11 protein-coding genes are annotated in these 11,624 nt (G+C 73.6%); 5 read left to right on the plus strand and 6 right to left on the minus strand.

The window, feature by feature from the left end; all coding sequences use genetic code 11:
- Positions 1–12: 12 nt before the first annotated feature.
- The 6 genes from DEI82_RS14875 to DEI82_RS14900 all read right to left on the minus strand — a co-directional run bounded on the left by DEI82_RS14875 (position 13) and on the right by DEI82_RS14900 (position 4,931).
- Positions 13–618, minus strand: a complete 606-nt coding sequence (locus DEI82_RS14875) for an FHA domain-containing protein (protein ID WP_111037447.1) — start codon at positions 616–618, stop codon at positions 13–15.
- Positions 618–1,253: a hypothetical protein gene (locus DEI82_RS14880; RefSeq protein WP_111037448.1), complete on the minus strand. Its 636-nt coding sequence runs from the start codon at positions 1,251–1,253 to the stop codon at positions 618–620. Before DEI82_RS14880 ends, DEI82_RS14875 begins: the two co-directional genes overlap by 1 nt.
- 66 nt (positions 1,254–1,319) lie before the next feature.
- Entirely contained in the window at positions 1,320–2,174 is an 855-nt protein-coding gene (locus DEI82_RS14885) for an oxygenase MpaB family protein (RefSeq protein ID WP_309146654.1), read from the minus strand.
- Positions 2,099–2,398, minus strand: a complete 300-nt coding sequence (locus DEI82_RS14890) for a hypothetical protein (RefSeq protein ID WP_111009752.1) — start codon at positions 2,396–2,398, stop codon at positions 2,099–2,101. Before DEI82_RS14890 ends, DEI82_RS14885 begins: the two co-directional genes overlap by 76 nt.
- Before the next feature lie 138 nt (positions 2,399–2,536).
- Positions 2,537–2,971, minus strand: coding sequence for an ester cyclase (locus tag DEI82_RS14895; RefSeq protein WP_111037450.1), 435 nt, complete (start codon positions 2,969–2,971; stop codon positions 2,537–2,539).
- A gap of 304 nt (positions 2,972–3,275) precedes the next feature.
- On the minus strand, positions 3,276–4,931 hold the full coding sequence (locus DEI82_RS14900) for a RecQ family ATP-dependent DNA helicase (protein ID WP_111037451.1): 1,656 nt from the start codon (positions 4,929–4,931) through the stop codon (positions 3,276–3,278).
- 192 nt (positions 4,932–5,123) lie between these two features.
- On the opposite strand from DEI82_RS14900, the gene sucC reads away from it, so the two are divergent.
- The 5 genes from sucC (at position 5,124) to purH (ending at position 11,266) form a co-directional block, all read left to right on the plus strand.
- Positions 5,124–6,293 (plus strand): ADP-forming succinate--CoA ligase subunit beta, encoded by a 1,170-nt coding sequence (sucC, locus tag DEI82_RS14905; RefSeq protein WP_111037452.1) that lies wholly within the window; start codon positions 5,124–5,126, stop codon positions 6,291–6,293.
- 14 nt (positions 6,294–6,307) lie between these two features.
- Complete coding sequence (gene sucD / locus DEI82_RS14910; RefSeq protein WP_111009748.1) at positions 6,308–7,198, plus strand: succinate--CoA ligase subunit alpha; 891 nt, start codon at positions 6,308–6,310, stop codon at positions 7,196–7,198.
- A 64-nt stretch (positions 7,199–7,262) separates the two neighbouring features.
- On the plus strand, positions 7,263–8,987 hold the full coding sequence (locus tag DEI82_RS14915) for a DUF6350 family protein (protein ID WP_111037453.1): 1,725 nt from the start codon (positions 7,263–7,265) through the stop codon (positions 8,985–8,987).
- A 24-nt stretch (positions 8,988–9,011) separates the two neighbouring features.
- A complete protein-coding gene (gene purN / locus DEI82_RS14920; RefSeq protein ID WP_111009746.1) occupies positions 9,012–9,605 on the plus strand; it encodes a phosphoribosylglycinamide formyltransferase in 594 nt (197 codons plus the stop codon).
- The gene (purH, locus tag DEI82_RS14925; protein ID WP_111037454.1) at positions 9,602–11,266 is read left to right on the plus strand and encodes a bifunctional phosphoribosylaminoimidazolecarboxamide formyltransferase/IMP cyclohydrolase; all 1,665 of its coding nucleotides are present in this window, start codon (positions 9,602–9,604) and stop codon (positions 11,264–11,266) included. Before purN ends, purH begins: the two co-directional genes overlap by 4 nt.
- Positions 11,267–11,624 lie beyond the last annotated feature (358 nt).

Raw genomic sequence — 11,624 nt, forward strand, 5'->3', positions numbered from 1 at the left:
GCGTGCGCACCGTCAGTCGAGCGGTGTCTCGGGCACGAGCGCGGTCGCCGGTTCGGTGCGGAGCACGTGACCCCCGAAGACGACGACGTCGTCCGGGCGGATCGTGGTGCGCTGGCCCCGCGAGAGCATCGTGGAGGGGAGCCCCGGGCGGTGCAGCTCGGCGCCGTTGGCGGAGTCCGCGTCGAGGACCCAGAACGAGCCCTCGGCCCCGAACCCGAACGCCAGGTGGGTCCGGCTGAGCAACCGATCCGGGTCGTCGAGCGTGATCCGGTGCGCGGTGTCGTCGTCGATCCCGGCGGCACGGAGCGACGGGTCGCGTCCGAGGACCCCGGGGCCACGCACGAGCACGCGTCGGTCGTCGTCGAGCACGAGGACCACGGCAGCGGCGGGCCGCGCCGGCGCCGTGGCGTCGGTGGCCGCGGTGTGCCCGAGCGGCCGCTCCGGGAGCACCGCGAGGAGGTCCCGCACCCGTCCGGCACTCGCCCGCGGCGCGGGCGGTGGCGTCGTCACGACGCGTGCGAGTCGGCCGTCCGCGGCCATGCGCGTGATGTCGTCGGGCGCGACCCGTTCGGGCACGACGGTGACCGGGCGACGACGGCGACGGAACCGGAGGCGCATCACCGCGCCTCCCGATCCGTGGCACCGCTCGCGCCCGCGTCGATGAGCTCGAACGTGTCCGTCACCGCCTCGAAGAGGTCGAACAGCGCCTCGGCGAGGTCCACCGCGGGTGAGGCGACGCTGACGAGTGCCACCTGGTCGTCCATCGGCACGAACGTCTGCATCGTCGCGACGGGGAACGACCGCTGCCCGGACGGATCGACGATCCGGCTGATGCCCCAGGTCCGCGGGACCCGGCCGACGCGGGGGAGGTCGTGGAGGTCGACGTGCGCGCGCGCAGCCTCGTCGTCACGGCTGTCTCGATCGGCCAGCGTGGCGACTCGGTCGGTCAGCGCCGTGAGCGGATCATCGTCCCCGCCGGGCGCCGGGAGCATGCTGACCGTCAGCGCACCGGACACGATCCCGTCGTCGCTCGGTTCCGCGAACGCGGCGCAATACCGCGCGCCGGAGTCCCAGGCGGACCGGGCGAACCGTCGGAGGATCCGGACGATCTCGGTGCGGTGCTCCCGCAGCGCCGGCTGGTCCCCGACCCGTTCCTGCACGAGGGCGCTGATCGCGTCGTCGCGGTGCTCGGGTCGGACCGGCAGCTCGAACCAGGTCCGCGGCACGGTGATGGCGAAGTGGTCGGCCCCCATGCCGACCACCGTAGCGGCTGACGCTCAGCGCCTGGCGCTCAGCGGCCGAGGCTCAGCGCCTGACGCTCAGCGGCCGACGACGGTGGTGCGGCGTGCGGCCGCCCGTCGGAGCGACCGCAGCAGCACCCGGAACGGGAGGCGCCGCACCGGTCCCGGGACCGCCGCCACGACCCGGCGCAGCACGGCGACGGTGCGGTCGTACCGGCGTTGCTCGGAGCCTCCCCACGCGAACCCGTACGCCGTCCGCAGGTCGGGGGGCAGCATCCCGACGGTGACGATCCGCGCGATCGGCATGAGCGCGCGGATCCAGACGGGCGCGAAGCGCGGGTGGAGCAGGTCGCGGACCACCCCGCGTGCTTCGTCGGTCACGCGGAGCGCCGCGGAGGTCCGGCGCCAGTACGCGTCGAAGGCCGCGGGCGTCGAGGGCCACCGGCCTGCGGGGACCCGGAGCGCGCCGCCGAGCGGCTCGTACGCGGTGAGCACGGCGGCGGCCAGCGCCGGGTCGACCGGACCGCGGAGCAGCTCGTGCATGCGGAGCGCCGACTCGTACAGGGTCGCGGCGACCCAGAGCTGGTGGTCCGGGTCGTCGGCGCCCTGCACGGGTCGGTGGGCGTGCTCGACGAACGCTGCTGCGGCGCGGGCGTCGGCGGGCGAACCGAGCACGACCGCGTAGACGTACTGCAGCGTGTGCACGAGCCGCTGCTGCGGTCGGTGCGCGAAGTCACTGTGCCGGGCGACACCGGCCGCGACGACCGGGTCCGCGATCTGCAGCAGGATCGCCCGGCCGCCCGCCATGACGAGCGAGCCGTCCGCCGCGAACCGGCGGACGGCGGGGGGGACGGTCGTCAGAGCGACCGGTACTCGTCGTTGCCGAAGTCGACGCCCTGGGACTCGGGCTCGTCCTCGCCGTCGTTCTCCCAGAGGATCGGTTCGCCCTCGCGCGGGGCACCGCCGGTCGGTCCGTTCGCCGTGCCGTCGCCCGGTTCCGGATCAACGGTCTCGCCGGCGACGGCGTCGTTCGTGACGGTCTCGATGGACTCCTGGATCGCGTCCGGGTCCTCGTCGAACGCGACCTGGTCGTCGGTCGTCGTCTGCTCGCGGAGCTCGGTGGCGTCGTCGTCCGGTCCGATGGCGGGGTCGCTCATGGGGTCCTCCCCTGGTGCTGATGGCGGCGACGGCCGTGGTGCCGTCCCCGTTCGTTCGTACTCGGTCCGGCCGGGGTGTGCCTCCGGACGGTGGCCGGCGTCGCTCCGCCCCGGGTGTCCGGAGCGGAGCGGTCGGCGTCAGGCCGTGACGAAGTGCGTCTCGCCGCCGGTCAGGTGCAGCTGCTCGGCGAGGCCCTTCTCGTCGGTCGCGCCCCAGCGCTCGACGATCTTGCCGTCCTCGAACCGCGCGGTCTGCATTCCCCGGACGCGGAAGGTCCGGCCGGTGGGCGCGTGGCCCTGGAACTCGCCGCTGTGCGTGCCGGTGATCGTGAACACGACCGAGACGGAGTCGTCGTCCGCGACGAGCGTCTCGGGCTGCAGGGCGACGTCCGGGAACGCGGTCGTGAACTCCTGCCAGAAGGCGACGATGCCCGCCAGGCCCGGAGCGGCGCCCGGAGCCGGGTCGTGGTCGACGACGTCCTCGGCCCACACCTCGCCGAACCGGTCGAACGCACGCTGCTGGAGCAGTTCGCCGAGGTGCTGCTGGGCCTTCGTGTTGACGTCCTTGCTCATGGTGACTCCTGTCGTCGGGTCGGCGCGGGTGCGCCGCTGGGCCACCGCGTCGGGTGACGGTTCCTGGGTACCCGCACCGGGCCTCCCGGCCCCGGCATCCGGAGGTGCCGCACAGGCAACGCCGTGGCGACGCATCGGACCGCGATCCGCCACGCGGTGTTCACCGGGCGGTCACCTGCGCGACGCCCGCGTGGGCCAGGCTGCTCTGGCTCGGGGGAGTGGAGCGCGGCCGCCGACGGGTGGTCGAGCGGCCGCGCCTTCCCCCGACCCGCGCCGGGCCGCCGGCAGCGGGTGACGACGGCCGTCAGACGGTCCGCAGGAGGCCCCGCTCGCGCACCGCGTCGATCGACAGCACGCGGTACCCCACCGACTCGAAGAACACGGTGATCCGGTCCTCCTCGGTGCTCATGACGGTCCCGTGACCCCACTCGTCGTGCTCGACCTCGGAGTCCGGCGGGTACGCGGCGTCGTTCGAGCCGTCCGCCACGTGGGCGTCCTGCGCGTACGCCGAGCCGGAGGCACACGTGTCGCAGTTGCCGCAGGGCTGGGGCAGCTCGTCGCCGAAGTAGCCGAGCAGGAACTGGCGTCGGCAACCGAGGGTCTCGGCGTACTGCCGCATCATCGCGATGCGCGACTCCTCGATCCGCTCACGGTCCTCGGCGCGGGCGACCGCGGCGTCGGCGGCGGCGTCCGCGTCCCGCGCGGCGTCGTCGTCGGTGCGGACGAGGCCGTCCTCGGTCTCCTCGAGCGCCCCGCCCTCGACGAGGGCGTTCGCGTAGCGGCCGAGGGACCGCGTGGGCACCTCCGCCGCCTCGGCGAGCTCGGGACGACGGATCGCGCCGTCGTCGGGCACGGCGTCGAACACCGTCCGGAGCTTCGCCTTGGCGGGCGTGCCGGACGCGAAGAACCGCCGCAGCCCGAGGTCCTCGGCCCGGTAGTGGAGGGTCGTGGTCGCCGGATCGCCGTCGCGTCCGGCCCGGCCGATCTCCTGGTAGTACGCGTCGACGGACTCGGGCACGTCGGCGTGCACGACGAAGCGCACGTCCGGCTTGTCGATGCCCATGCCGAACGCGTTCGTCGCGACGACGACGTCGAGGGTGCCGGCGAGGAACGCCTCGTGCACCTCCTGCCGCTCGGACGCCTTGAGTCCGGCGTGGTACGCGCGGACGTTCCGCCCGCGGTCCGCCAGCTCGTCCGCGTACCACTCGGTCTCCTTGCGGGTCGCCACGTACAGCAGACCGGGGACCGGGAGGGCCGCCACCTGCTCGACGACGGCGGCCCGCTTGCCGTCGTCGTCGCTGTGACGCACGACCTCGAGCCGGAGGTTCGGCCGGTCGAACCCGCGGCTCAGCTCGAGCGGGTCCCGCATGGCGAGCCGCTCGACGATCTCGGACCGGACCGGACCCGAGCCGGTCGCGGTCATGGCGAGGACCGTCGGGTGACCGAGCCGCTCGACGACCTCGCCGAGGACGAGGTAGTCGGGGCGGAAGTCGTGCCCCCAGCTCGACACGCAGTGGGCCTCGTCGACGACGAACAGGCGCACGCCGAGGTCGAGCAGGCGTTCGACGACCTCGTCCTTCGCGAGCTGCTCGGGCGCGAGGAACACGTACTCGGCGTCTCCGCTCGCCAGGTCGGCCCATGCCTGTTCGACCTCGCCCGCGGACCGGGTCGAGTTGACGGCGACCGCACGGGGTCCGCCGGTCTGCTCTCGCGCCTCGAGCCCCGCCACCTGGTCGTCCTGCAGCGCGATGAGCGGGGAGACGACGGCGGTCGGGCCGTCGATGAGGAGCCCCGCCACCTGGTAGATGCCGGACTTGCCGTAGCCGGTCGGCATCACGGCGAGGGTGTCGCGTCCGCCGACCACCGCCTCGATCGCCTCGGCCTGGCCGGCGTGCAGGGCCTCCCAACCGAAGACCTCGCGGGCGGTCGCCTCGGCACGGTCGCGGATGTCGTCGCTCATGCACGACACCCTGCCGGAGCGCCGCTCGGAGGCGACCCGGCGGCCGGGGTACGACCGGCCCGGAGCGCTAGGCTGGCCGCGGCCGTTGTCTCGACATCGAGCGACCTCGACGTCGAGTGCGACCGTCCGACCAGCGCCGACGCACGACGACGGCGCTGCCCGAAGACGCACATCGCGGTGAGGAAGAACAGCGTGGATCTTTTCGAGTACCAAGCCAGGGACCTCTTCGAGTCCTCCGGCGTCCCCGTCCTGCAGGGCATCATCGCCGACACCCCCGACGAGGCCCGCGCGGCGGCCGAGCGCATCGGCGGGGTCGTCGTGGTGAAGGCGCAGGTCAAGGTCGGCGGGCGTGGGAAGGCCGGTGGGGTCAAGGTCGCGAAGACCCCCGACGAGGCGTACGAGGCCGCGCAGGCCATCCTCGGGCTCGACATCAAGGGCCACACCGTGCACCGCGTGATGGTCGCGCAGGGCGCGCAGATCGCCGAGGAGTTCTACTTCTCCGTGCTGCTCGACCGCGCGAACCGCTCGTACCTGGCGCTCGTCAGCGTCGAGGGCGGCATGGAGATCGAGCAGCTCGCGGTCGAGAAGCCCGAGGCACTCGCCCGCGTCGAGGTCAACCCGCTCACCGGGATCAACGACGCCGAGGCCGAGCAGATCGCACGCCAGGCCGGGTTCCCCGAGGACCTGATCCCCGCGGTCGTGCCCGTGTTCGTCGCGCTCTACGGCGTGTTCCAGGGCGAGGACGCCACGCTCGTCGAGGTCAACCCGCTCGTCCGCACCGAGGACGGCCAGATCCTCGCGCTCGACGGCAAGGTGTCGCTCGACGACAACGCGGGTTTCCGGCACGAGGGTCACGCCGCGCTCGAGGACAGCGCCTCGGCCGACCCGCTCGAGGCGAAGGCCGGGGCGCACGGCCTCAACTACGTCAAGCTCGACGGCGAGGTCGGCGTGATCGGCAACGGAGCCGGGCTCGTCATGTCGACGCTCGACGTCGTCGCGTACGCGGGGGAGCGCCACGGCGGCGTCAAGCCCGCCAACTTCCTCGACATCGGCGGCGGCGCCTCGGCGGAGGTCATGGCGAACGGCCTCGACGTCATCCTCGGGGACCCGCAGGTGAAGAGCGTCTTCGTCAACGTCTTCGGCGGGATCACCGCGTGCGACGCCGTCGCGAACGGCATCGTCGCCGCGCTCGGGATCCTCGGCGACGCGGCCACGAAGCCGATCGTCGTGCGGCTCGACGGCAACAACGTGGACGAGGGCCGGCGCATCCTCGCCGAGGCGGCACACCCGCTCGTCACCGTCGTGGCGACCATGGACGACGCGGCCGAGAAGGCCGCCGAACTCGCCGCGGCCGCGGCCTAGAAGGGACCAGCACCATGTCCATCTTCCTCGACAAGGACTCGAAGGTCATCGTCCAGGGCATCACCGGCGGCGAGGGCACGAAGCACACCGCGCTCATGCTCAAGGCCGGGACGAAGGTCGTCGGCGGCGTGAACGCGCGCAAGGCCGGCACGACGGTCACACACGGCGACGTCACCCTGCCCGTGTTCGGCTCGGTGACCGAGGCCATCCAGGAGACCGGAGCGGACACGTCGATCGTGTTCGTCCCGCCGGCCTTCGCGAAGGACGCCGTGATGGAGGCCATCGACGCCGAGATCCCCCTCGTCGTCGTCATCACCGAGGGCATCCCGGTGCAGGACGCGGCGGAGTTCTGGGCACACGCGAAGGCGCTCGGGGGGAAGACCCGGATCATCGGGCCGAACTGCCCCGGCATCATCACGCCGGGTGAGTCCCTCGTCGGCATCACCCCCGCGAACATCACGGGCAAGGGGCCGATCGGCCTCGTGTCGAAGTCGGGCACGCTGACCTACCAGATGATGTACGAGCTCCGGGACCTGGGGTTCTCCACCGCGATCGGCATCGGCGGCGACCCGGTCATCGGCACGACGCACATCGACGCGCTCGCCGCGTTCGAGGCCGACCCCGAGACGACCGCGATCGTCATGATCGGTGAGATCGGCGGCGACGCCGAGGAACGCGCGGCCGACTTCATCAAGGCCAACGTCACGAAGCCGGTGGTGGGCTACGTCGCCGGGTTCACGGCGCCGGAGGGCAAGACCATGGGGCACGCCGGGGCGATCGTGTCCGGCTCGGCCGGCACGGCCGAGGCGAAGAAGGCGGCGCTCGAGGCCGCCGGGGTCCGCGTCGGCAAGACCCCGAGCGAGACCGCGGCCCTGCTGCGGGAGGCAGTCGCCGCACTCGGCTGAGTGTCGCCCGGCCCGCCGCGCGCCGACCCGGTGTGCGGCGGGCCCTCCCGTATCCTCGTCCGCGATGAACCGCCCGGGCACCGCTCTCTTCGCCGCCGTCGAGGCCGTCGTGACGGTCGCCGTCGGCGTCGGGATCGCCCTCGTGCCGCTGACGCTCCTCTGGGGCATCGAGTACGGCCTGCAGGTCCCGTGGCTCGCGTTCTGGCGGGCGGCGGGGAGCGTCTGGCTGATCGGCCACGGCGTCGACGTCACCTTCGTGCTCGACGCCGCCACCGCCAAGGCGACCGGCCTCAGCGGCGCCGACGCGCCCATCGTCCTGACGATCGCGGCGCTCGGGTTCGCGGTGATCACCGCGTGGCTCGGCGCACGCGCCGGTCGACGCCTCGCCGAGACCGAACACCGCGTGACCGGCAGCATCGCCGGCATCGTCGTCGTCGCCGCGTTGGCGCTCGCCGTCGCGCTGTCGACCGTCAGCGTCGCGGCTCGTCCCTCGATCTGGCAGTCGGTCCTGCTGCCGACCCTCTGGTACGCCGTGCCGCTGCTCGTGGCGGCCGAGGTCGCCCGACGCCGCCGGGGCGCCGATCCCGACCCCGCGACCGCCGCGGTGCTCGACGCCGTCGACCGGATCCCGGGCCCGTGGCGCTCCGTGACCGACGTGGCGCTGCGCGGCGGTCTCGGCGTCGTGGCGGTGCTCGTGACCGCGGCGGCCCTGCTCGTCGCCCTGCTCGTGCTCGGGTCGTACGCCCAGGTCATCACGCTCTACGAGCAGTCGCACGCGGGACTCGTCGGCGGCCTCGCGATCACGGTCGGTGAACTCGCGTTCCTGCCCGACCTCGTCGGCTGGGCGATGGCGTGGATCGTCGGCCCCGGGTTCGCGATCGGCACCGGGTCGGACGTCTCGCCGATCGGCACGACCCTCGGCCCGATCCCGGGCATCCCCGTCCTCGGCGCGCTGCCCACCGGAGGACACACGTTCGGCCTGCTGTCCGTGCTGGTGCCCGCCGTCGGGGCGTTCCTCGTCGCCGCGCTGCTCCGCCCGCGGCTCGTCCGCGCCCTCGCGGAGGGGAACACGGCCGGACGCCGCGCCATCGCCGGCGTCGGCATCGGCGTGGTGGCGGGGCTGGCGACGGGACTCGCCGCGTGGCTGACCGCCGGGTCCCTCGGCCCCGGACGACTCGTCACCGTCGGGCCGTCCCCCGTCGCCGTCGGGGCACTCGCCGCGCTCGAGGCCGGTGTGCCGGCGGTCCTCGCGCTCGCGGTCGGCAGCGACCTGGTGCGATGGCCGGAGCGCGACTCCTGGCTGCCCCGCCGTGAACGCTGGCGCGACGACGATGCGGAGGCGGCCGCCCCGCTCCCCGTGGACACCATCACCGAGGACGACGACGGCGGGTTCCTCGGCGCGCTCGACCGGGCCGGGGCGGCGGACACGACGACGGTGGGCGGCCGCACCGGTGGCCACTCCCGGTTCCGCGTGACGGGACGCAGCGGTGCGACGATCGCGCACCCCGAGCAGCCGACCGAGCCGGTGTCCGACGGGGACCCGGAGGTCGTCCGCGAGCTCGAGCGCGAGCGCGAGCGGGAACGCGAGGCCGCGCTGCCCCAGCTCCCGCTCGGATGGGCGGCCCGGCCGTCCGGGCACGCTGAGCCCAGAGGGTCCGACGGCGCCGAGTCGACGTCCCCCGAAGCGGTCGGCGGCGAGGCCGACCAGTGGGACACCGACGTCGTCGACGAGATCCCCGAGCACGAGCTCCCGTGGTGGCGTCGGCCCAAGGGCGACGCCGGCCGCTGAACGACACCCGGTAGGCTGGCGACCGTGCTCGAACTGGTGGTGCTGATCTCCGGTGCCGGATCGAACCTCCGCGCGCTGCTCGACGCCGCACGGGACGCCGAGTACCCCGCACGGGTCGTCGCGATCGGTGCGGATCGTGACGCCGAGGGGCTCGACCTCGGCGAGGAGTACGGCATCCCGACCTTCACGGTCCCCTTCACGGCGTTCGCGACCCGGCAGGAGTGGGGTGCCGCCCTGGCCGAGCAGATCCGCCCGTGGACGCCCGACCTGCTCGTGCTCTCGGGGTTCATGCGGCTGCTCCCGCACGACGTCGTCGCCGAGTTCAGCCCCGCGATCGTCAACACCCACCCCGCCCACCTGCCCGAGTTCCCCGGCGCGCACGCCGTGCGGGACGCCCTCGTCGCGGGCGTGCGGGAGACGGGCGCGAGCGTCATCCTCGTCGACGACGGCGTCGACAGCGGCCCGATCATCGTCCAGGAGCGGATCCCCGTGGAGCCGGACGACTCCGAGTCCACGCTGCACGACCGCATCAAGCACGTGGAGCGACGGCTGCTCATCCAGACCGTCCTCGACATCGCCAACGGAACCGTCGACCTGAAGGAACTCGCCCGCGCATGAGCGTCCACGCCGCCGATCCCAGCCTCTACCGCGAGCGCGACCGCGTCGCCGTCCGCCGCGCGCTCATCTCGGTGAGCGACAAGTCCGGCCTCCTCGACCTCGCCGCGGCCCTGGACGCCGCCGGGGTCGAGATCGTGTCCACGGGGTCGACGGCGAAGGCCATCGCCGACTCGGGCATCGGCGTCACCGAGGTCGCCGCGATCACCGGGTTCCCCGAGTCCCTCGACGGCCGCGTGAAGACCCTGCACCCGGCCGTGCACGCGGGTCTGCTCGCCGATCTGCGGCTCGAGTCGCACGAGCAGCAGCTCGCCGACCTCGGGATCGCGCCGTTCGAGCTCGTCGTCGTGAACCTCTACCCCTTCGTCGAGACCGTGGCGTCGGGTGCGGACACGGCGACGGTCGTCGAGAACGTCGACATCGGCGGCCCCGCGATGGTGCGCGCATCCGCGAAGAACCACGCCAACGTGGCCGTCGTGGTCTCGCCGTCGTCGTACGCCGAGGTCATCGCCGCGGTCCGGTCGGGAGGCACGGACCTCGCCCTCCGCCGTCGGCTCGCCACCGCGGCCTTCGCCCACACCGCGGCGTACGACACCGCCGTGGCCGCGTACTTCACCGAGCACGTCGCGGGCGGCCCGACGGTCCATGGCGACGTCGCGCAGCCGGGAGGCCCGGGGAACGGATCAGCGGACGGGTCCGGCGCCAGCGGCTTCGCACCGACGATCCAGCTCGAGGGCTCGCTCGCGGCGGGTCTCCGCTACGGCGAGAACGCGCACCAGGCCGCCGCGCTCTACACCGCCGCGGACGGCCACGGCATCGCGCAGGCGACCCAGCTGCACGGCAAGGAGATGTCGTACAACAACTACGTCGACGCCGACGCAGCGCTCCGTGCCGCGTACGACTTCACGGAGCCCGCGGTCGCGATCATCAAGCACGCGAACCCCTGCGGCATCGCGGTCGCGGCACCCGACGCGGCCGACCCGATCGCCGACGCCCACGCCCGTGCCCACGCGTGCGATCCCCTGTCCGCGTTCGGCGGGGTCATCGCGGCGAACCGCCCCGTGTCGCGCGGCATGGCCGAAGCCGTGGCGGACATCTTCACCGAGGTCGTGATCGCACCCGCGTTCGACCCCGAGGCCGTCGAGATCCTGTCCGGCAAGAAGAACATCCGGCTGCTCACCCTGCCGGCCGACTTCGCCCTGGCGCCCCGCGAGGTCAAGCAGATCTCGGGCGGGTTCCTCGTGCAGGACGCCGACCGGTTCACGACGTTCGACCAGGCGACGTGGGACCTCGTGTCCGGGGACGCCGCGGACGACGCCACCCTCGCGGACCTCGCGTTCGCGTGGAAGGCCTGCCGGGCCGTCAAGTCGAACGCGATCCTCCTGGCGAACGCCGGGGCGAGCGTCGGCGTCGGCATGGGCCAGGTGAACCGGGTCGACTCCTGCCACCTCGCCGTGACCCGGGCGGGCGACCGCGCGGCGGGGTCGGTGGCCGCCTCCGACGCCTTCTTCCCGTTCGCCGACGGGCTGCAGGTCCTCATCGACGCGGGTGTCCGGGCGGTGGTCCAGCCCGGCGGGTCCGTGCGCGACGCCGAGGTGATCGCCGCGGCGAACGCGGCCGGCGTGACGATGTACTTCACGGGCGAACGCCACTTCTTCCACTGACGCCCGCCGCGCCGCCCCGGGCGACACGCCGTACCGCATTGCATCGTGCGACTGCCTGCGAATAGTCTGTGAGGCTCCGACCGGCCTCGACACGCCCCACCAGCGCGGCCCGGTGGTCGGCGTGACGATGACGACGACTGGAGTGACGATGAACGCGATGACCAGCAACCTGGCTCCCGCCGGCCTGGACGCCTTCGGAGTCGTCGCCCCGTCCGTCGGGGGACCGACGTTCCGCTAGTCGCCCCCGCGGGGACCAGCACGCCGCCGACGGGCCACCGGTCCGCCGCTCGCGGCGCGTGACGCCTCGGCGTCCGCCCCCGCCCGCCCCACCCGGCCACGCCCGTCGTCACCATGACGT

This window comes from Curtobacterium sp. MCBD17_019, from assembly GCF_003234555.1.
Lineage (GTDB): Bacteria > Actinomycetota > Actinomycetes > Actinomycetales > Microbacteriaceae > Curtobacterium.

What these genes read in the sequence shown, in the direction of transcription:
- DEI82_RS14875 (WP_111037447.1), bottom strand. Translation starts at nt 618, where the DNA reads ATGCGCCTCCGGTTCCGTCGCCGTCGTCGCCCGGTCACCGTCGTGCCC.
- DEI82_RS14880 (WP_111037448.1), bottom strand. Translation starts at nt 1,253, where the DNA reads ATGGGGGCCGACCACTTCGCCATCACCGTGCCGCGGACCTGGTTCGAG.
- DEI82_RS14890 (WP_111009752.1), bottom strand. Translation starts at nt 2,398, where the DNA reads ATGAGCGACCCCGCCATCGGACCGGACGACGACGCCACCGAGCTCCGC.
- DEI82_RS14895 (WP_111037450.1), bottom strand. Translation starts at nt 2,971, where the DNA reads ATGAGCAAGGACGTCAACACGAAGGCCCAGCAGCACCTCGGCGAACTG.
- DEI82_RS14900 (WP_111037451.1), bottom strand. Translation starts at nt 4,931, where the DNA reads ATGAGCGACGACATCCGCGACCGTGCCGAGGCGACCGCCCGCGAGGTC.
- sucD (WP_111009748.1), top strand. Translation starts at nt 6,308, where the DNA reads ATGTCCATCTTCCTCGACAAGGACTCGAAGGTCATCGTCCAGGGCATC.
- DEI82_RS14915 (WP_111037453.1), top strand. Translation starts at nt 7,263, where the DNA reads ATGAACCGCCCGGGCACCGCTCTCTTCGCCGCCGTCGAGGCCGTCGTG.
- purH (WP_111037454.1), top strand. Translation starts at nt 9,602, where the DNA reads ATGAGCGTCCACGCCGCCGATCCCAGCCTCTACCGCGAGCGCGACCGC.